The organism is Aliagarivorans taiwanensis DSM 22990 (assembly GCF_000429505.1).
Lineage (GTDB): Bacteria > Pseudomonadota > Gammaproteobacteria > Enterobacterales > Celerinatantimonadaceae > Aliagarivorans > Aliagarivorans taiwanensis.
This window is the reverse complement of record NZ_AUBZ01000043.1, coordinates 12462-33461: the sequence shown is the minus strand read 5'-3', so window position 1 is coordinate 33461 and position 21000 is coordinate 12462. Positions and strand designations below refer to the sequence as shown.

The window sequence follows — 21000 nt, the reverse complement described above, 5'->3', positions numbered from 1 at the left end:
GCTGGGTCGAGGCGTGAAATCAATCGGGCAATGGTATCGTGTACTGGTAGGCCTGCAGTAAATAGCCCCTTTTCACGGAACCAGTGGAAGTGGGCTTCACCAAAGTCTTCGATATCTTCCCAGCCATTGGCTCCGCCAATCGTTGCACATACGGTTAGGAACAGCACATCGAACAACGGATAGCTTACTTTAGCGCTTTGTCGAGGATCTTTAATACTGCCGAAATGCTGGGAAAATACATCGATGGTCATGGAAGGCTCCCGAAAAAGGGAGTATAAGATCACAGCACGGACGTCAGGTCAAATTGCTTATAAGCGCTCAAAAAATGTTCGCGATCTCACCCTGCTTTTTACGTCGCAGTAGCAACAAGCCTAACAACCCAGCCATAAGTGCCGCTACCGGTGGTTCATTAACATCGCTCACCACCCGTCCGCGAACCTGTTGTAACGGCGTCACCACCACGGTGTGATTATCACTTTCAAAGTTGGAGCCATAAAAACGGATGCTCTCAATGCGCGATTGCTGATCGGTGGCAAACAAGTTGACGAAAGCGTAAGGCTCGCGCTTGTTTTTCCCCAAGTAGTTGGTATTGGGATTCCCCATATGCGCATCACTAAGGGCCTCTGCATCGTAGATAGCTTGAGTGGTGAAGTGATGGCTGTTGTTTAAGGTGTCTACATCGAGCAGGTTTCCGCCATCTCCGGCACTCCACCAAAAACCGAAATAGCTAATCGGCTGGTCGAAAACCAGTTCAATTTGGTTGCCTCCTCGGGAAGTAAACAAATAGTTGCCCTCCCCATCAGCGCCACCGTATTGGCCGTGAGATACGATATTGCCCGAACCACTTAACACCGAATAGGTACCGATATCAGTCTCTACATCTTCGACAAAGCTACCCTTGCCCCACTCATCGAAGTTTTCAATTATCTTCGTGCCAGTGACTTGAGAGTCTTGGATCCCAGCCTCTTCGATGGTCAGTATCAAACCAGCGTGGGCTGACGCTGACATGGCTAGACAAGCAAACGCAGCTTTCGCAATGTGAGACAGGCGCGCTGTTAGATTAGTGTCTTGTTGCATATCGTTCTCCCGTATGTGCAATAGCGTCACACAGGGTGTAGAGCAATTCCCGTTCCAAGCGAACTCTTTAAAATTACCTATATTTTTCAGTTGATTAGTGAACTCGCATAATGCGAACACCACTAGCGGCGAAGGAATGCTGTTGCATTTTGCAATTACAGAACTAGACCAATAAATGCTCCGTGAACCGAGCACGACCAAACCGCAGGCACAAAAAAAGCTGCCCGGAGGCAGCTTAAATTCAGGCTAATGAAGCGACGTTTAGTCCTTGTTGTACTTGGCAGTACGAGGGAAGGCTACGCCGTCTTTGTCAAACAGGTAACAGGCGTCGGTAGGCAGACCTACTTTCAGCTCTTGGCCCGCTTCTGCAGGGAACTCTGGGCGTGCTTTAAAGGTAAAGTCGTTGCCATCTACGTCCATGTACACGTAAGACTCCGAGCCCAAGTGCTCAGTAACCTGTACGGTACCGGTGATTTGACAATCCGCGTGCGCGTGGCCCACTTCAACCAAGTGCTCAGGACGGCAGCCTAGCTCAACCTTGTCGCCAACCTGTGCAGAGCTGGTATCTACCGCTGCAACGATCTCATCGCCAGTGTACAGGCGGATACGGCTAGTCTTGTCGCCTTTCTCAACCAGCTCACCAGCCAGGAAGTTCATCTTCGGAGAACCGATGAAGCCTGCAACGAACTTGTTGGCTGGATTGTGGTACAGCTCAAGAGGCTCACCGAACTGCTCAAGGTTAGTTGGCGCATCAGGGTTGAGCGGGCTTAGTACCACAATCTTGTCGGCCAGGGTCATTGCTTCCACCTGGTCGTGGGTTACGTAGATGATGGTTGAGTTTAGCTCTTTGTGTAGCTTGGCAATCTCGATACGCATCTTCACACGCAGCGCCGCATCCAAGTTAGATAGCGGTTCGTCGAACAGGAATACGCTTGGTTGCTGAACGATACAACGGCCAATTGCTACACGCTGACGCTGACCACCACTTAGCTCTTTAGGCTTACGGTCCAGCAGCGGGGTTAGGCCCAGGATGTCAGAGGCGTGGTCAACACGCTCGTCGATGGTTTTCTTGTCCAGCTTCTTCAGCTTAAGGCCGAAGTTCATGTTTTCGCGCAGATCCATGTGTGGATACAGTGCATAAGACTGGAACACCATACCTACGTTACGGTCTACCGGTGGAACGTCGTTCATGTAGTTGCCACCGATCTTCAGCTCACCGCTGGTGATGTCTTCCAGACCCGCAATCATACGCAGTAGGGTTGATTTACCACAACCTGATGGACCTACGAATACGATGAACTCGCCGTTTGCGATGTTTAGGTTGATGTCACGCAGGGTGTCCTGGTGAATTGCCGGGTCATAGTTTTTACGTACGTTGTTTAGAATTACTTCAGCCATTCTCAGCTCCAATATAAACAGCGCTGTGCTGCTTAATCGTTTAAATCTTGTGTTACCGGGCCGCACTGCGGCCCGCCTAAAAATTAATTAACCTTTCACGCCACCAGCGGTCAGACCGCCAACCAGCCAACGTTGTGCCAACAGGAACACGATGGTGATTGGGAAACCGGACAGTACAGCAGCTGCGGCAAAGTCACCCCACAACAGGTTTTGTGGGTAGAAGTATTGTTGCGAGCCCACTGCCAGGGTCATCTTGTCGATGTCCTGAACCAGCACCGAGGCCATTGGTACTTCTGTGATGATGCCGATGAAGGCCAAGATGAATACCACCGCAAGAATCGGCACCGATAGCGGTAGCAGAATCAGACGGAAGGCTTGCCAAGGGGTGGCGCCATCGATGGCCGCACTCTCTTCCAGAGCCGGGTCGATGGTTTCGAAGTAGCCCTTAATTGTCCAAACGTGAAGTGCGATCCCCCCCAAGTAAGCCAGAATCAGACCACCGTGGGTGTTCAGGCCTAGCCAAGGGATGAAATCGCCAATCATGTTGAAGAAGGCATAGAAGGCAACCAGCGCCAACACTGATGGGAACATCTGAAAGATCAGCATGCCGCTCAGGATGGTCGATTTGCCTTTAAACTTCATACGAGCAAACGCGTACGCACTGGTGGTAGAAAGCACCACAATCAGTACCGCAGAGATACCCGCCACCTTGATCGAGTTCCACAACCAGGTCAGAACCGGGAACGGAGGAGGTGTGATTGAGCCGTCGGCATTCTCCACAGAGATGCCCAGCGCCAAACGCCAGTGATCAAGGGTTGGATTACGAGGAATAATGTCACCCACCGAGAAGTTACCGGTACGGAATGAGATGGCGATAACCATCAGCAGTGGGAAAATAATTAAACACAGAAACGCGCAGATAGCTATGTGAGTGCCCAGTTTGCGGTATTTCAGTGATTTCGGTTGAACCATTGGCATAACTGTTCTCCTTACACAGACTTGTTAGCGTTAGTTAGACGCAGGTTGAACAAGGCTATCGCACCCACAACCAGGAAGATCATGGTGGCAATTGCACTGGCCAAACCAAAGTCTTGTGTGCCGCTGCCTTCAAAGGCGATGCGGTAGGTGTAGCTCACCAACAGGTCAGTAGTACCTGCCGGGGTAGTAGCGCCGATGATATCCGGGCCACCAGAGGTCAATAGCTGAATAAGCACGAAGTTGTTGAAGTTAAACGCGAACGAGGCGATTAGTAGCGGCGTTAGCGGCTTCATCAACAGCGGAACAGTAATGTTAAAAAAGTTCTTAATCGGACCTGCACCGTCCATCGCAGACGCTTCGTACAAGTCTTCAGGGATAGACTTCAACAGACCCATACACAGGATCATCATGTACGGATAACCCAGCCAGGTGTTCACGATAAGGATCATGGTTTTGGCTAGGGTTGGGTCGGTGAACCAGTCAGGTTTGATACCGAACCACGCATTCAGCAGCGCATTAATCTCACCGAAGTTCTGGTTGAACAAACCTTTGAACACCAGAATCGAAATAAACGCTGGCACCGCATAAGGCAGAATCAGCAGTACGCGGTAAATCGCGCGGCCTTTCAGCTCTTCCCACTGAATCACACAAGCCAGCACCATACCAATGGCGAGGGTGAAGGCTACTGAACAACCAGCGAAGATAACCGTCCAGATAAAGATCTCAACAAATGGCTTTTTAATACCATCATCTTTAACCACACGTTCAAAGTTCTTCCAGCCGATGTTTACGGTGAAACCAGGAGTAACACGATTGCCGACAAACTCTGCGTTGCCATCAATGTACTGATAGAAGCCGGTTTCCATGTTCGGCATCATCAGCTCGCCGGTTTGGTTGTTGCGCAGCGCAGAACCACCCGGGATCACGACACCGCTGTCTTGTAAAACGCGGTCTTTGTCGAGCTTAGTGAACAGTGGCGCTTGGGCCGCAAACTTACGCAGGCCGCTCATTACCAGCTCATCGCCTTCAGGGGTAACCAGTACCAGGCTGTTCAAGAACTGACGGTTTTGAGTGATGGCGCGGATTTGCGCAACCTCAAGCTCAGGCTTTTGCTCAACATGAGAGAGTTTAACTTCGCTGCTCTCAAGTGTTTGCTTGCGAGCCGACAGCTCAGAGTTAGAAATTGGAGAAAGTGGCGAGCTAACCAGAACTTTATCGTCCTGAACCAGCTGCAACACGTACTTCCCTTCGCCAGATTCCAACATTGCAAAATCGAACGTGCCGCCCTCTGCGGTGTAGGTTCTTGCTAAGTGCATACGCTCTACCCGCTCTAGCGTGAGCAGGTTGGTACCACTGTAGTTGGTAAATGCAATCCCGACGGTATAAAGCAGTGGGAAGATAATAAACATAACCATGCCCGCCATACCCGGATAAATATACCGGTGGGCATAGGCGCGCTTGCTGGTAAATACATACACACCAGAAGCGACGATAACGAGGTTAAGCAGCGCGAACGCATACTCACCGCTTGCATACATCATAATAATTGCGTAGCCGTTAAGCGCCACAATTGCAGTGATGAGCAACAGCTTCAGCCAGGCATACTTGCCTTGCATAAGTCCTGAAGTCGTGGAAACACCCATCTATATAACCTTTGTTTTATTGTTCCGAACAAAAAATGAGAGAAGGAGTGACCGAACTCCTCCTCTCGCTTGGAAGTGACCTTCCTACTTACTTCGCGATACGGCGCGCAGCAGCGTCCAACGCTTTATCCAGGTCTTGACGACCGCTGGTAATGTTGGTCAGTGAGGTTGCCATTGCAGACCAGAACTTGCCCATAGCCGCAACGTTAGGCATTGGCTCACCGTCTTGAGCGTTAGCAAAGGTAGCAGCGATGCGTGGATCGTCAGCCAGCTCAGCCATGTACTCTTTGTGAGCTACCGCACCCAGTGGTACGTCAGCGTTCACTTCGCTCAGACCTTCAACAGTCAGCATGTAGTTCTCTAGGAACTCGATTGCCAAGTCAGCATTTGGAGACGCAGAGTTAACCGCACCTGCTAATACACCTACCATCGGCTTGGCTTTGTTGCCGTTGATGGTTGGGATGTAGGTTACGCCGTAGTTGATACCGCTCTTATCAGCGTTATCCCAAGCCCAAGGACCGTTGATCATCATGGCCACTTCACCTTTGTTAAAGGCAGCGTCCATTACACCGTAGTCAGCACCGCGTGGCATGTGACCATTCTCAATCAGGTCAGCGATTACACGTGCGCCCATTTTCGCGCCGTCGGTAGCAACACCAGTGTCTTTAACATCGTACGAACCATTTTCGTACTTAAAGATGTAACCGCCGTTAGCAGCCAGAAGAGGCCAGCTGAAGTAGGTGTTGTTGTAGTCCCACAGGATGGCGTTCTTGCCTTGTTCCTGAAGCTTCTTGTCAAGCTCAGGGATCTCTTCCCAAGTAGTTGGAGGAGTAGGTACCAGATCTTTGTTGTAGATCAGGCCAACAGCTTCGATAGCAACTGGGTAACCATATACCTTGCCGTCAATGGTTACTGCGTCCCAAGCGAAATCTTCGATCTCTGCAACTTTCTCAGCGCTTGGCTTGATTTCAGCCAACAGGCCTGCGTCAACCCAGTCACCGAAACGGTCGTGAGCCCAGAAGAAAATGTCTGGACCAGCACCGGTAGCAGCAGCTTGCTGGAAACGTCCTGGTGCGTCATCTGGGTGAGCAACGGTTACTTTAACACCGGTGTCAGCTTCGAAACGCTTACCTACTTCTGCAAGACCGTTGTAGCCTTTGTCACCGTTGATCCAAATGGTCAACTGGCCTTCTTCGATGTTTGCAGACGCAGTAGCAGCCATACCCAAAGACGCAACCGCTACAGCAGTTGCCAGAATTGTCTTTTTCATTAGCCTTTCCTTAACTAAGTTATTTTGTTATGGGAGCAAGTGATGTTCTTGCTGGCGATGATAGTAACTCGTTTAGGGCTGTCGGCACATGACTTGGCTCGCATTTTTGAAATTATATTACAAACCAACAAAACGAGACTTTATGCGGCCTTAGCCCAAATACCCATCGCGACAGGGTGTAATAAAACAACATTATGAGTGGCATTTCCCTTTGAAAACTTTTTCATGTTGTAATATTACTACATTTTAACTTTGACAAGGTTTTCAAGACGCGTAGGGGCTGAGCACTATTTGCTCAGCTGCTCTCTCAAGTTAGGAGGGATGCCGACAATGGTCAATGTGTCGGTTTGAGGATCGTACTGAATTCGCTCACCTAATAGATCTCGATCAAAACTGATGCTCACCCCTTTGCCCTGACCAAAGAACTTGGCCATCTTTTTCAGGCTGCTGCGATCGGCCGGAAACTGCTCTTCCAATGGGTAGTTGTCGGCGGCGAACTGATAAAAGTCCATGCCTTCATCGGTTTCCGGGAACACCTCGGTGAGCTCTTTAACCTTGATCTCTTCGCCGTCTTTGAGCTGCTGTTCGCAGTAACTTTTTACCTCTTTGCGCACCTCTGCACCTTCCTCAGCCTCAAGCTGGGTAGCAGCACAAAACTCTTCAACGGCTTGCATTAGCACGGTATTTTGCTGCTTTACATCCAGCCCGTCATCGCAGCCCAAGAACTCGACGAAGAAGTCGGAGATCTTGCGTCCGGCGCGGCCTTTTACATAAGAGAGGTAACGCGTAGACTCGCTGTTGCGTTGCATATCGGTAAGGTCGATACGGGCAGCGAGTTGAATAGAAGAGGTTTCCAGATAGTGACTATCGGTGATCTCCCACTGCTCATTAACACTCGGCGAAACCTTACGCTCAAGCACCGCAACCAATAGGTAATCGCCTGCTACATGCTCATACTCGGCCACCAGCAACACACCCTGCTCCACCACTTGGTAGGCATTGACCTGCTCGACCAAAATGCTGGCAATGTCTTGCGAGAAGGCCAAAAACGGCGTTTCCTGCTTTAAATAGGCATCTAACGAGCCTTTAAATTGGCTGCTGTTCTCATTGTTGTAATAGCCAAACCCTTTCGCCGCTTTAGCGTTGTAGCCTAAGTGCAGCTCTTCGATAAGCTCCATGGCTTTATCGCTGGCAGCCAGTTCCTGCGGCCGCGCCTGCAGCTCAACGGCGCCTTCTGAACCCAGTGATAGCGAGTGTAAAATCAAGTGTTTTAGAGAAATGTTCATGCGACTCAAGGTTAGTGTTTGTAGATAAGGTGGGGTATTATACGCTTCTTTATCGTTAAATTTGCAGCAAAGCATGGCCATCGTTTCAAAGTATTCAACCCAACAAATCGAAAACATCCTCAATGAGCTACTGGAAGTGTTGAACAAACACGATGCCAGTACCGAATTAGGACTGATGGTGCTAGGGAATGCAGCCACTCATATTATTAATAGCAAGGTAGCACCAGAGCAGCGGGAACATATTGCCCAGCAGTTTGGTAAGGTACTGGTTAGTTCAATGCAAAGCGAGAAACCACACTAACCCACTATGGTAGGATTGCACCCCACCCCGCTCTACCGGGATAAAGTCTCCCAGCTGATCAGCTGGGGGCACTGGTTTTGTTTCAGCAATATAGTACTAAGCCTTATCTTGGGCTTGCGCTATCTGGTATTAGCCAAACCGCCAGAAACCTTTATCGGACAAATCTATCTGCTGGTCAGCTGGGCTGGGCAGTTCGCCTTTATTCCGTTTGTGCTGTTCCTGCTGATCCTGTTTCCACTGAGCTTCGCCATCCCCAGTTTCCGAACGCTGCGCTTTATCGGCGCCCTGTTGGCGACAGCGGGGTTGTGCACCTTAATACTGGATCTTGAGGTCTACGCCGAATATGGGGTGCACCTGAATCCGGCAATGTTCAGCCTGCTTATCGACAAAGAATCGCAAACCGCGACCAACTTTAACGGCTTCTTTGTCCTGATCCCCTTCCTGTTCTTGTTACAGCTTTGGCTGGGCAAACTGTGTTGGTCTTATCTGCGCCGCATCGAACATAAGCAACTAGGCAAGCCAATTGCAGCCGTCTTTATACTGTGCTTTCTGGCGACTCACTTAGTGCACGCTTGGGCCGATGCGGTGAGTTACCGCCCGGTCACCCAACAGCGTTATAACTACCCGCTGTTTTACCCTCTCACCGCACGCAGCTTTTTGCTTGAGCAAGGTATCTTTGATGCTTATTCACACGCCGAGCAAGTACGAGATGAGCTTGCGGGTCCCAATGACTTGCGCTATCCATCGCGCAACCTGGACGTACGACGCATCGATAACCGAATGAACGTACTGCTAGTGGTTGCCGAAGGGATGCGTTGGGACTTACTACAACCTGACGTGATGCCAACGGCCAGCGCAGCAGCAGCCTCTTCCAGCCAGTTCCAAAGCCATTTCACAGCTAGCAACCAGCAGCCTTTGAGTATGTTCTCGCTACTCTACGGCCTGCCCAGCAGCTATTGGCCAGCGGTTGAGGCTCAACAAGTGCGGCCAGTACTGACCAAGGTGTTGTCTCAGCAGAATTACCAAAGCATGGCTTTCTATAATGGCCAAACCTCTTCGGTGATCGATTTAGGCTTCGAGAAGGCCCAGCAGCGCCGTTTTGATAGCGACCGAGAGCTTGTCAATGAATGGCAGGGCTGGATGGATCAGCACGCCAACCTGCCTTGGTTCAACCTAGTATACCTCGATGGCATCGCCCAGTTTGAGAACGACCTGCCAGCGCCGCCAGATCTGAGCGCCGAAACCATGCGCGAGTACTACAAAGCCTCTGCCACCCAACTCGACTCACTACTGGCGCAGATGAGCAAAACCCTGGCGGACAATGGGGTCGCGCGCAACACGGTGATTATCCTCACCGGTGATTACGGTATTGAGTTCAATGAAGAAGGCGACAATAGCTGGGGCTTTGGCAACAGCCTGTCGCTAAAGCAAAGCCAGGTGCCGCTGCTGATCAAATGGCCCGGTCGTACGCCAGAGCTATTTACTCAAGATACCAGCCACTTAGACTTAGTACCTACATTGCTACAGGATGTGTTGGCAGTGAATAACAATGCCAGCGACTTCAGTAGTGGCCAGAATATCTTCCAAGACCGCGAACTGGACTGGGTGATGATCGGTAGCGAGCAGCAGCAAGCGATTGTCGAGTCGGGGCGTATCACCGTATTTGATGACGACGGCAACTATCAAGTGATTGACCGCCAAACCGTTACCGAGCGCGACCGAAACAAGGTGTCGCTGCGCACCATGGTGCAGGTGATGAACGAGATGCGACGTTTTTATAACAACGACTAAAACTGACGTTCAGTTAACGCAAAAAAACGGCACCTTACGGCACTGCGACTCCGGGTCGATTTGCGAGTGAAGCGGCTAGCGATACCAGCCTTTGCGTACGTCTTGGGTCGTTGAGCTCTGCCTGACTAAATTGCGCTTGTGCCCACTCCATTGGGTTTTAACTGTCCATCGTAACCACCTCATTAAGAATATCTAAATGATCTGATCGCTAGATGTGGGTTGAGTTCAAAAAAAATCCCCGAACGATGTTCGGGGATTTGTGTATAAGAGACAGCCTTACGGTGCCTTTTTTGAATCGACAGAATTTGAACGGTTAGGCCTTAAACCACACATCGGCAAAGCCCAGTTGCCGGCGCAGATTAAGGCTCTGATGCAGCCAGAACAGCGGCAAGGCAAGCGGGCCAAACAACAAACCCAGAATGGTCCACCGTCGGATTGGCATCGCTGATTGGAAGGCGCTGAGATAGAGATAGCCGGCAAACACCAAGCAAAGCACAGGGCTTATCAACATAGTTCATACTGCTCAAAATTAATACCGCGCGATTGTAGCAAAAGATTCATGCTTGCACTCGAACAAAATTCATATTCGAGTGCAAAAAGCCATCGCTCCACACATCGCTTCACAATGGCCCGCATGGCTTAGCTATCTAAGCAAGAGGCGTTGCTCTCAGCCAGTTTCAACAGGTAATCACAGGGCTGGAACACCTCGCCATACTGCTCAACCATCTCGTTCATCTCTTCAGCCAACTGTTTAGTTCCAATTTGCTCGATAGCGCTAAAAGGCCCGCCCAAAAACGGCGGAAAGCCGATACCGAAGATGGCGCCTAAATCGCCATCACGGGCACTGCGGATAACCCCTTCATCGAGGCAGCGTAGCGCTTCATTGAGCATCGGATAGATGCAGCGCTTGGCAATGTCGGCTTCATCCAGCGGCTCCGCAGCTTTGATGCCTAAAAGGCTATACACCGCCTTATCCGCTTGTTTGGCCTTCTTGCCGCTAAGCTTGGCAAACGGGCTAGGCTTGGCGTAGCTGTAGAGGCCCTTACGAGTCTTCTTACCCAGCCGCTTGTCGGCTATTAGCTTGTCGAAGGCATCCGGCGCTTTAAAGCGCTCACCCAGCTCGGCCTCTAGAATGGGCGCGATCTTAGCACCGATATCGATACCCACTTCATCGAGCAGAGTCATCGGCCCTACCGGGAAGCCATAATCCAGTAAGCTGCGGTCAATATGCTCGATGGACTGTCCTTCTAACAGCAGCTTAGCCGCCTCATTCATATAGGGCGCAAGGATACGGTTGACATAAAAGCCCGCCTTATCTTTGACCACAATGGCGGTTTTGCCTTGCTTACGGGCGAGCTCAACGGTATCGGTGATGCACTGCTCTGAGGTGCCCTCATGGGGAATGATCTCAGCCAGTGGCATCTTCTCCACCGGGCTAAAGTAATGCAGACCAATCACTTGCTCAGGTCGCGCCGCCTCTGCGGCGATCTGGCCAATTGGTAGTGAGGAGGTATTACTGGCAAAGATGGTATCGCTCTTAGCATGCTGCTCGATATCAGCCACCATTTGCTGCTTGAGTTTGAGGTCTTCAAAGACCGCCTCAATCACGATGTCGGCCTTGCGTAGCACCGAATAATCGGTGCCACCGGAGATCTTAGCCATCTCAGATTGCAGCTGGGCATGGCTGATAAAGCGGCGCTTACGCTTTCTATCCAGTAGCTTATAGGCATAATTCAGCGCCGCGCGAATGCCCTGCTCGTTAATGTCTTTAACCGCTACCGGTAGCCCAGCCTTGGTTGAGGAAACAAACGCAATGCCCGCGCCCATTAAACCGCCACCGAGCACCCCGACTTGGCTAAGCTTACGCGGCTCCACGCCATCAAATAGCTGCTCTTTCTTAAGCTCGGTGGAGCCAAAGAACAAACCTCGCAAGGCCTTGGACTCATCACTCATAACCAGCTCGGAGAAGCGCTGCGCCTCGTAGGCAAAGCCCTCGGCCTCTGACTTCTCTAGTGATGCTTTAACACAATCGATAATCGCCATTGGCGCCGGGTAGTTGCCACGGGTCTTTGCTAGTGTTTGCTTCTCAACCTGACTGAACAAGAGGTTGCGCCCAAGCGAGTTACCTTCCAGCGCTTTCGCCGCCCCTTTCAGCTTCACTTTGGCCTTACGCTTGGGTTTATCGGCGAACTTCTTGGCCACATCCAACAGCACGGAGTTAGGCACCGCATCATCAACCAGGCCTGCTTTTAAGGCTTGCTTGGGTCGCAGCTGTTTGCCGGTTAGCATCCACTGCAGCGCTAGCTGCAAGCCCACCACGCGAGGCAAGCGTTGGGTACCGCCGCCGCCGGGCAGCAAGCCCAGTTGCACTTCAGGCAGGCCAAGCGCAGTCTTTTCCCAATCGCTACACACCCGATAGTCGCAGGCTAGTGCCAGCTCTAAACCGCCGCCTAAACAGGGGCCATGGATCGCCGCAATAACCGGAAAGGGCATGGTTTCCAAACGTTTAAATACCTTATGGCCATCCATCGATAACTGCTTGGCCTGCTCGGCGCTGGTGCAGCTGTCGAGCATGCTGATATCAGCGCCAGCGATAAACGAACTCTCTTTGCCGCTATACAAGATCAGCGCTTTTAGGCCACTTTTCTCTTCCAGTTCGTCAAGGATAGTCTCCAACTCGGGGCCAAACTCTGCCCGCAGGGTGTTCATGCTCTCACCCTGCACGTCAATTTTCAGCAGCGCGATATCCTGTTCAATCGTTAGCTCAAAGGTCGATTGGCTCATTATTCCACCTCCAGAATCATTGCTGCACCCAAACCACCCGCAGCACATGCAGTGGTCAGCCCCAACCCGCCGCCGTTGCGGCGCAAGTCATTGAGCATCTGGGTAATCATACGTGCGCCGGTGGCCGCAAACGGATGGCCGTAGGCAATCGAGCTACCCAGCTGGTTAAACTTGTCCATATCCACCTCACCGATGGCCTTACTGCGGCCGATGGACTGGGCGAACTTGTCGCTGGCGAACATTTTCAGGTTAGCCAAGGTTTGGGCGGCAAAGGCCTCGTGCATCTCGATGCGATCCAAGTCTTGCAGAGTCAAGCCCGCCCGGTCGAGCGCAATCGGCGTGGCGTAAGAAGGCCCCATCAACATATCTTGCCAGACATCGATGGCCGAGAAGGCGTAGCTGCGGATATAGCCCATGATCGGCATTCCGAGCGCTTTAGCCTTATCTTCGCGCATCAGCATGATTGCTGCAGCCCCGTCGGTTAGCGGCGTGGCGTTGGCGGCGGTGACTGAACCATGCTTGCGATCGAACACCGGTCTGAGCTTGGCGAGCTTTTCCGCTGAGATATCGGCGCGAATATTATTATCGCGGCGCAGGTGCTCTTTATAAGGCTCTGGGTAGGCGGTCATCACTTCATCGTCGAGTAGGCCCTCTTCCCAGGCTTTTTGGGCGCGCTGGTGCGAACGGATCGCCAGTTGGTCCTGTTCTTCACGGGGGATCTGGTGGGTTTTGGCCATCTGCTCAGCGGTTTGCCCCATCGATAGGCCAGTGGAGTACTCAGCCACCGCAGGCGGCACCGGCGCTAAATCCTTGGGGCGTATTTTTTTTATAATGTTCCAGCGCTGCCCCAGCGTTTTCGCCTTGGACAGATCCAGCAGGCTACGCGCCAGCTTCTTCGACACCCCAATCGGCAGCACCGAAGAAGAATCGGCCCCACCGGCAATACCACAATCAATGGTGCCGGCCATAATCGACTCATAGACATTCACAGTGGCTTGGAAGCTAGTGGCACAGGCACGCGATACGCTGTAGGCATCAGTACCCACATTCATCTCCGTACCCAACACAATCTCGCGGGCGATATTCGGGGCGGCGGGCATCTGCACCACTTGGCCAAACACCACTTGCTGAACCAACTCAGGGTCAAGCTCCTGGCGACGCATCAGTTCGGCAACCACCATCTTGCCCAGATCAACAGCAGGCACACCATGATAGGCGGTGGCTTGTCGGGCAAACGGCGTGCGTAGGCCGGCAACAATGGCTACCCGTTGACCGTTCGCTGCAGCGGTAGATTTGCTTCCCATATTCCTTCCTTGTAGTTGTTACCCTGCGCTCGGTATTAAGCTATCCAAACCACGCACAGGTCTGACCTGTAATAGTGAATCAAGTTTAACCATTTGATTACATTTTTCAAACAGCCATTTAAAACAACGCTAAGTGCATCACGCGATTAGAAATTCTTTGAGCCCCACGGAGCCCTGTAATATGATTTGCCAGCAATTCTTAGGTAAGAGGACGACATGAGCAATCCAAATCTAGCTGCCATTCAGGACTATCTCAACCACAGCATTATTGGCCAAAGCAGCTTTATTGAACAGTTACTCATTGCCCTATTGGCAGATGGACACATACTGGTAGAGGGCCCACCGGGTCTGGCCAAGACCCGCGCCGTGAAGGCCCTGTCTGAATGTATCGAAGGCGACTTCCACCGGGTACAGTTTACCCCCGACCTGTTGCCCGCCGACCTCACCGGTACCGACATCTTCCACCCGGAAACCGCCAGTTTTAGCTTCCAAAAAGGGCCGATCTTCCACAACCTGGTGTTGGCGGATGAGATCAACCGCGCCCCCGCCAAGGTGCAATCGGCACTGCTCGAGGCGATGGCAGAGCAGCAGATCACCGTCGGTAGCACCAGCTATGCCCTACCTAAACTGTTTATGGTGATGGCAACCCAAAACCCGATTGAGCAAGAAGGCACCTACCCGCTGCCCGAGGCGCAGCTGGATCGCTTTATGTTCAAGCTGTGCCTCGACTACCCCAGCGCAGAGCACGAGATGGCCATCCTCAAACTGGTTGAGCGCGAAGAGAAACAACTACCGCTGAAGCGCCCCGAGCCGCTGTCCCAGCAAAAACTGTTTGCCATGCGCCGCGCTATCTTAGAGATCCACATGGCCGATGAGCTCAGCCAATACATCGTCGATTTGATTACCGCAACGCGCCAGCCACAGCGATACAGCGATGAGCTGGCACAATGGCTAGAGTTTGGTGCCAGCCCTCGAGCCACCTTGGCACTAGCCCGTAGTGCCCGCGCCCGCGCCTGGCTGCAAGGCCGCGATTATGTCACCCCCGACGATATCCAAAGCCTGGCCTATCCGGTGCTCCGCCACCGCCTGTTGCTCAGCTATCAGGCACAAGCCCAAGGCATCGACAGCGAGCAGGTGATCGCGCGCATGCTTGAACTGGTTGCCATTGCGTAAGCCGGAGGCTGAAACATGGACAACTACTCAGTAACTCACGGCGCTAACACCCAGCGCTCGGCGGTTGAGTTAAGCGTGCAACAGCTTATCGATATGCGCGGCTATCGCCTGCGCCTACCGCCCTGGAAGAATACCCAAGCACTGCGCCACGGAAATCGGCTGAGCCGAGTACGCGGTCGCGGCATGGAGTTCGATGAGGTGCGCCACTATCAACCGGGCGATGATGTGCGCAGCATCGACTGGCGCGTGACCGCACGCACTGGTCGCACCCACACCAAGCTGTTCCGTGAAGACCGCGAGCACCCGGTAATGATCTACCTGGATATGTCGGCCAGCATGTGGTTTGGCAGCACCCAAGTGCTTAAAAGTGTGCTGGCTGCCGAGCTAGCCGCCGCCCTAGGCTGGCTGGCGCAAAGCTTGAACGAGCGTATAGGCCTAGTGGTGCAACTGGGCGAGCAGTGTGTGGTGGAGCGCCCTGCCGCCAACCGCTCAGCATGGCTGCGGATGCTGCACAACATCTGCGACCACCACCAACAGCAATTGTCCCGCTTCAAAGAGCAGCAACTGCAACACCACGCCGATGCGCAGCTCGCAGCCTTAGATCAGCTGCAAAAGTTGGTGAAGACTGGCTACCAGCTTCATCTGATTAGCGACTTCTACCATCTCCCCCAGCAAAGCTCCTCTCGCCTGCTAAAACTGGGACAACACAACCAGTGTTTTGCCTGGCAGATAAGCGACCCGCTTGAGCAACAGCTGCCTCGCCAATTGCGCAGCGACTTAAAAGTCAGCCGCGATGGCCGTGCCCACTGGTTGAGCGGCTCCAAGGTCAGCTTTCACAGCCAGTATGAGGCCGAGTCACAGGCCCGTCAGCAACAGATTGAACAGGTACTGCTGCAAAGCGGCATGACCTTCAATGCTCTCTCGACCGAACACCAATGGAGTGACCATGTCTGAGCCCATCTCTTCCCCTGTTGGCGCTCAGTTGCAAGATATCCTGCTGCCGAGCCAACTTGAGCATGGTTGGCCCGCGCCCGGTTGGTGGCTATTGGGTAGTGTTATTGCGCTATTGATTATCGCCTTGGTCTATCTGGTTTTGCGCTATCGCCAGCTCACCGCCGCCAAACGTGAGGCACTGAGCCAAGTCGACGCCATTGAGCATATGGCAGATCTCGACCAACTGCTCAAACAAGCGGCGCTGGCCTACTTCCCCCGCTCCCGCGTGGCGGGATTGCACGGTCAGGCTTGGCTGGACTTTCTCAACCAATCGCTCAACCAATCGCTCAACCAATCGCTCAACCAATCGCTCGACCAAGCCGCTGAGCAGCCAAATATGTTCGACGCCGAGCAGTGGCTCAATCAGCGCTATCGCCCCGAGCCTCAGCCTTGCCGCCCAGAGCAGCGCGCGTTGGCCAAGCGCTGGTTAAGCAAAGCCCTGCCGCCACAAGGTATCCGCCAGCTACTTTTGCCCGTTGGTAAGCCTGACATCGCGGTGCGCCCGGCTAAGGAGCGTCGCCATGACTGAGTTAAGCTTTGCCTGGTTGTGGATCTGGCTGCTGCTGCCCCTGCCCTTGCTACTTAAACGCTGGCGTAAGCCGCAGCAACAACTCTCAGCCAGCTTGAACAACGTCAGCCTGCCGAGCTTGGATAGCCAACAGCAGCAAACCATCCATAGCAAACGCCCGCAACAGCTGTGGCAGTGGCTGCTATGGTCATTGCTACTGGCAGCCCTGAGCCGACCGCAGCTACTTGGCGATAGCCCCGAGCCGATTGTCGAACAGGGGCGCGACCTGCTGCTGGCGGTGGATATGTCGGGCAGTATGCAGATTAACGATCTGGTGCAGGATGATGAACAAGTCGACCGCCTGACCATTGTGAAAGCCCTGCTTAAAGAGTTTATTGCCGAGCGCCGCGGCGACCGTATCGGCATGATCCTGTTTGCCGATCATGCCTACCTCGCCTCGCCACTTAGCTTCGACCTTCAAGCCCTGCAGAGTCAGGTCGATGACTTGGTGCACGGCCTTGTGGGCGATATGACCGCCATCGGCGAGGCCATTGGCATGGGCGTACGACAACTGCTAGAGCAACCGGCCGAGCAGCGTATCCTGATTTTGCTGACCGATGGTCAAAATACCTCCGGCAGTGTCGATCCGATGGAGGCGGCGCAAGTAGCGGCAGACAACCAAGTGGTGATCTACACCGTCGGCATTGGCGCCGACGAGATGCTACAGCGCAGCCTGTTTGGCGTTCGTAAGGTAAACCCGTCTTGGGATCTCGATGAGCAAAGCCTGATTGAGATAGCGCAGATGACCGGCGGCCAATACTTTCGGGCCCGCGACCAGCAACAGCTGCAGCAGATCTACCGCGAAATCGCCGATCTCAACCCCATCAGCGAAGCGGAGCAGTTCTTTCGCCCGAAAAAAGAGCTGTTCTTCTGGCCACTGGGGCTAATGCTGGGCCTGTTGCTACTTAAGCTGGCTCTCGCTTTGCCGCGCCCTGTCGCGGCCCCTAACGTTAACAACCTTAAGGAGCGAACATAGTGAGCAGTATGACTCTGTTACGCCCCGGCTTTTTATTACTCGGCTTAATCGCCATGGCGTTGCTGTGGTATCTACGCCGATTGCAGCGCAGCTCCAGCTGGCAGCAGCTACTACCCACTGTAATTGCCGAGCACCTGCTAAGCGATGCGGGCAGTGCCAAGACGGCAGTGTGGCGACCGATGCTATTAATTGCCTTACTCAGCTTGGCAGCCGCAGGCCCGAGCTTGCAGCTTCCGCAGGGCCAACTGTATCGTGACGGATCGGCGCGAGTGCTGCTACTCAATATGTCCTACTCGATGCGCGCCGATGATGTAAAGCCCGACCGCTTGGAACTAGCCCGTTATAAGGCGCTCGATCTAATCGATAGCTGGAAGGACGGCGAAACCGGCCTTATCGCTTTCGCCGGCGATGCCTTTGTGCTCTCGCCGCTGACCCACGACAGCAATAACTTAGCCAATCTGTTGCCGCATATCAGCCCCGAGATCATGCCCGTGCACGGCACCAATCTCGCTGCAGCCATCGAGCAAGCCAAACAGCTGCTACTCAACGCGGGCTACCCGGGCGGCGATGTTATCGCCATCAGCGACGGCTTCTCTCGCCAGCAGTTTGAGCAAGCCCAGCAAGCACTGAGCGGCAGTAACCTGCGCTTCTCGATGCTGGCAGTGGGCACCGCCGAGGGCGCGCCGATTCCCTTAGAGGGCGGTACGCTGCTGCAAGACAGCAAAGGCAGTATCGTGATCCCCAGACTCGAGCAGCAGTACTTTTTGCCCTTATGCCAGCAAAGCGGCGGTCTGTGTCAAAGCCTGCGCGCCGATAACCTGGATATTCAGCGCTTAAGCCAGCTGGGCGAGCGTGCTCTGAGCGGTAATGAAGCGGAAGGTAAGCTTATCGACCTGCGGATCGACCTCGGTTTTTGGCTGCTGATCCCTGCCCTACTGCTGGCGCTGTGGGAGTATTTACGCCCAAGCCTACCGCTGTGGCTACTGGCTGGCGTGATGTTGTTGCCCGGACATAGCTTTGCTGAAGAAGCGCAAGGCAGCGCGTGGTGGAACAACCAAGCTGAGCGCGCCCATAGCGCCTTCGAGCAAGAGAACTACCAAGACGCCGAAGCACTGTTTAGCGATCCGCAGTGGCAAGCCGCCGCAGCCTATCGCGCTGGCGATTACCAGCGCGCGCAGCAGCTATTCGCCCAAGACGATAGCGCACAGGGCTGGTACAACCAAGGCAATGCCCTGGCCATGCAGGGAGAAACTGAGCAGGCCATCGCCGCCTATGAACAAGCGCTGGAACGTGACCCGAGCCTTGAGCAAGCGGCGCACAACAAAGCGGTGCTCGAGCAGCAGCAGTCTCAGCAATCGCAAGAGCAGCAATCACAAGAGCAGCAAGACATCGGCGAACAGGGCTCTGAGCAACCGCAGGACGGTGAGCAAAGTGAAGGCCAACAAGGCGAAGAACAATCGGGTAATCAGCAACCAGCACAGTCCGAGCAAAGCCCACCGCCTCAACCTGACCAAGAACAGCAAGGCGACGAGCAGCAAGCTCCAGAGCAAGACCAGCAACAAGCAGATAACAAGGACGGCGAGCAGCAACAGGCCGAGCAGCCCGCAGAGCCGACCGAGCAAGAGCCTGACGAGCAGGCGCAGCAAGTACCAGCGCAGGCAAGCGGTGAGGGTGAGCTCGATGATCAAGAGCTGCAGCGCTGGCTGGATGCCCTGCCCAACGACCCAAGCCTGCTGCTACGCAATAAAATGTATCTGGAATACCAAAAGCGGCGTCGCCAGCCGCAATCAGAGGAGAATTGGTAAGTGAGAGTATTCGGCTTATTTTTGGCGTTTTTTTTAGCGGTGGTTTTTAGCCATCTGGCTCACGCCGCTACCGAAGTTACCGCCAGTGTCAGCCACAACCCGGTAGCTGAAGGCCAGCCCTTTACCTTGAATATCGAGGCCAATAGCAACCTGCCCGCCAATGCCTTCGACCCACAGTTGTTGTTGCGCCAAGGCTTTGTGGTGGGGAATACCTCCACCGGTCGCCGCCAATCAACCATCAACGGCGTATCAACCACCAGCACCACCTGGACCACCACGCTGATGGCCCGCACTGCTGGCGATTACACCATCCCCGCCTTTGAGGTAGGAGATGGACGCACCAAGGCAATTCAACTGCGAGTTAAACAAGGCGAAGTGCAGCAGCAACAAGAGATCCGCCTGGAATCGAGCCTGGATCGCCGCACCGTATATATCGGTCAGCCCGCGGTCTACTCCACCAAGGTGTGGGTCGCCAGCAACCTTGAGCAAGCCAATATCATTCCGCCGAGCATGCTGGGCGCGAGCTTCGAGACCTTGGGCGAAGACCAGCAAGAGATGGAGGTTGTCGATGGTAAACGCTATCGCACCCTCACCCGCCGCTGGTTACTCACCGCCGAGCAGGCTGGCAGCTTTAACATCAGCGGCACTCGCCTAAGCGGTATCACCAGTGACCGCTATGGGCGCTCATTGCCGGTGGATGTGGTGGCCGACACCCTCGCCATTGAGGTCAAACCGATCCCCGATGGCGCTATGCTCAACTGGCTACCCAGCACCGATGTCTTCTTAAACGACGAGCTGCAGCCAGAGCAAAGCCGCTACCAACAAGGTGAAGCCTTTACCCGAAGGATCACCTTAAACATTGCAGGCATTACCGAAGAGCAGCTACCGGAGATTGCCCTCGACTATGGCGACGACTTCCGGGTCTACCCCGAGCCCTACCAAGACAAAACCGTGGTACAAGACGGCATTGTGTTTGCCCAGCGGGTGCTAAGCGCCGCCATTATTCCTAGCCGTAGCGGCGAGCTCACCCTGCCCGGCTGGCAGCTAGATTGGTGGAACGTCGAGCAAGACGAAGCCATGCTGGCAGAGCTGCCAAGCAAGCAGATTGAGGTGGATGCCAGCCGGGTGAACACCCTTGCCCTGCCCGAGCCCGCCATTAGCCCAAGTGGCAATACGACTGCGGCCCAGCGTCAGCACTCATGGCTGACCTGGCTGTTTGGTCTAGCCTGGCTGACCACCGCGCTCTTGTGGCTATGGCACAGTCGCCGCGCACCAAAACAGGTGGTAGAGAGCGAGGATGAAACATCGCCATCGCTCAACCACAGCCCTGCCTGGCAGGCGTTTGAGAAGGCATGTCAGCGCAATAATGCCCATCAGGCCGAATATCAGCTGCGCCGCTATCTGCAGGCCGAGCCAAATCAAGAATTAGAGGCAGTACTTGGGGAGCTAAGTCAGCAGTTATGGTCGCCGCTTAAGGGCGATGTTAGCGATAAGCCTGATCTACTGGCGCTACTGCAGCGCTGCCAACAGGTTCGCAAACAAACCGCTGCAACCAGCAAAACGCAGGCTCTGCCGTCACTAAACCCTCCGCACTAGTTGTTTAGCACTGGCTGTGACAGGTAAAAGGTAGGGAGTTTGAAGCGAGTAACGCTG

18 protein-coding genes and 1 pseudogene are annotated in these 21000 nt (G+C 53.8%); 8 read left to right on the top strand and 11 right to left on the bottom strand.

Translation table 11 applies throughout. The features are described 5' to 3' along the window. From G462_RS0117785 to yejK, 7 genes are all read right to left on the bottom strand, one after another. Nucleotides 1-251, bottom strand: a 251-nt coding sequence (locus G462_RS0117785; protein ID WP_026959050.1) for an ISAs1 family transposase, incomplete at its 3' end; no start/stop codon positions are given. A gap of 67 nt (nt 252-318) precedes the next feature. Further along, nucleotides 319-1077 carry an Npun_F0296 family exosortase-dependent surface protein gene (locus G462_RS0117780; RefSeq protein WP_026960192.1) on the bottom strand — a complete coding sequence of 253 codons (759 nt, stop codon included), beginning with the start codon at nt 1075-1077 and terminating at the stop codon, nt 319-321. A 261-nt stretch (nt 1078-1338) separates the two neighbouring features. Beyond that, nucleotides 1339-2475: an ABC transporter ATP-binding protein gene (locus G462_RS0117775; protein WP_026960191.1), complete on the bottom strand. Its 1137-nt coding sequence runs from the start codon at nt 2473-2475 to the stop codon at nt 1339-1341. 87 nt (nt 2476-2562) lie between these two features. Continuing rightward, nucleotides 2563-3453, bottom strand: coding sequence for a maltose ABC transporter permease MalG (gene malG / locus G462_RS0117770; protein ID WP_026960190.1), 891 nt, complete (start codon nt 3451-3453; stop codon nt 2563-2565). A gap of 11 nt (nt 3454-3464) precedes the next feature. Beyond that, complete coding sequence (malF, locus tag G462_RS0117765; RefSeq protein ID WP_026960189.1) at nt 3465-5096, bottom strand: maltose ABC transporter permease MalF; 1632 nt, start codon at nt 5094-5096, stop codon at nt 3465-3467. 88 nt (nt 5097-5184) lie between these two features. After that, a complete protein-coding gene (malE, locus tag G462_RS0117760; protein WP_026960188.1) occupies nt 5185-6366 on the bottom strand; it encodes a maltose/maltodextrin ABC transporter substrate-binding protein MalE in 1182 nt (393 codons plus the stop codon). A gap of 287 nt (nt 6367-6653) precedes the next feature. After that, nucleotides 6654-7652: a nucleoid-associated protein YejK gene (gene yejK / locus G462_RS0117755; protein WP_026960187.1), complete on the bottom strand. Its 999-nt coding sequence runs from the start codon at nt 7650-7652 to the stop codon at nt 6654-6656. A gap of 73 nt (nt 7653-7725) precedes the next feature. Here yejK and G462_RS0117750 point away from each other — a divergent pair, with 73 nt between their 5' ends. Together G462_RS0117750 and G462_RS0117745 are read left to right on the top strand one after the other, a co-directional pair. Then, the gene (locus tag G462_RS0117750; RefSeq protein ID WP_026960186.1) at nt 7726-7953 is read left to right on the top strand and encodes a YejL family protein; all 228 of its coding nucleotides are present in this window, start codon (nt 7726-7728) and stop codon (nt 7951-7953) included. Between the two features lie 6 nt (nt 7954-7959). Next, nucleotides 7960-9744 (top strand): DUF3413 domain-containing protein, encoded by a 1785-nt coding sequence (locus G462_RS0117745; protein ID WP_026960185.1) that lies wholly within the window; start codon nt 7960-7962, stop codon nt 9742-9744. 40 nt (nt 9745-9784) lie between these two features. Here G462_RS0117745 and G462_RS24370 read toward each other — a convergent pair. From G462_RS24370 to fadI, 4 genes and pseudogenes are all read right to left on the bottom strand, one after another. After that, nucleotides 9785-9895: pseudogene (locus G462_RS24370) on the bottom strand (IS4/Tn5 family transposase DNA-binding protein); the annotation flags it as partial. A gap of 162 nt (nt 9896-10057) precedes the next feature. Then, nucleotides 10058-10255 (bottom strand): hypothetical protein, encoded by a 198-nt coding sequence (locus tag G462_RS0117740; protein ID WP_026960184.1) that lies wholly within the window; start codon nt 10253-10255, stop codon nt 10058-10060. Between the two features lie 128 nt (nt 10256-10383). Beyond that, a complete protein-coding gene (fadJ, locus tag G462_RS0117735; protein ID WP_026960183.1) occupies nt 10384-12528 on the bottom strand; it encodes a fatty acid oxidation complex subunit alpha FadJ in 2145 nt (714 codons plus the stop codon). Beyond that, the gene (gene fadI / locus G462_RS0117730) at nt 12528-13832 is read right to left on the bottom strand and encodes an acetyl-CoA C-acyltransferase FadI (protein WP_026960182.1); all 1305 of its coding nucleotides are present in this window, start codon (nt 13830-13832) and stop codon (nt 12528-12530) included. The genes fadJ and fadI overlap by 1 nt, the downstream gene beginning before the upstream one ends. Nucleotides 13833-14048: 216 nt before the next feature. Here fadI and G462_RS0117725 point away from each other — a divergent pair, with 216 nt between their 5' ends. Genes G462_RS0117725 through G462_RS0117700 form a run of 6 tightly spaced genes read left to right on the top strand, consistent with a single transcriptional unit; the run spans nt 14049 to nt 20943 of the window. Then, nucleotides 14049-15005 carry an AAA family ATPase gene (locus tag G462_RS0117725; protein WP_026960181.1) on the top strand — a complete coding sequence of 319 codons (957 nt, stop codon included), beginning with the start codon at nt 14049-14051 and terminating at the stop codon, nt 15003-15005. Between the two features lie 15 nt (nt 15006-15020). Next, on the top strand, nt 15021-15959 hold the full coding sequence (locus G462_RS0117720) for a DUF58 domain-containing protein (protein ID WP_026960180.1): 939 nt from the start codon (nt 15021-15023) through the stop codon (nt 15957-15959). Further along, nucleotides 15952-16527, top strand: a complete 576-nt coding sequence (locus tag G462_RS24065; protein WP_051326836.1) for a DUF4381 domain-containing protein — start codon at nt 15952-15954, stop codon at nt 16525-16527. The genes G462_RS0117720 and G462_RS24065 overlap by 8 nt, the downstream gene beginning before the upstream one ends. After that, complete coding sequence (locus G462_RS23265; protein WP_051326835.1) at nt 16520-17542, top strand: VWA domain-containing protein; 1023 nt, start codon at nt 16520-16522, stop codon at nt 17540-17542. Before G462_RS24065 ends, G462_RS23265 begins: the two co-directional genes overlap by 8 nt. Before the next feature lie 8 nt (nt 17543-17550). After that, a complete protein-coding gene (locus G462_RS0117705; RefSeq protein ID WP_245579587.1) occupies nt 17551-19347 on the top strand; it encodes a VWA domain-containing protein in 1797 nt (598 codons plus the stop codon). After that, nucleotides 19348-20943, top strand: a complete 1596-nt coding sequence (locus tag G462_RS0117700) for a BatD family protein (protein WP_026960178.1) — start codon at nt 19348-19350, stop codon at nt 20941-20943. The last annotated feature ends 57 nt before the right edge of the window (nt 20944-21000 follow it).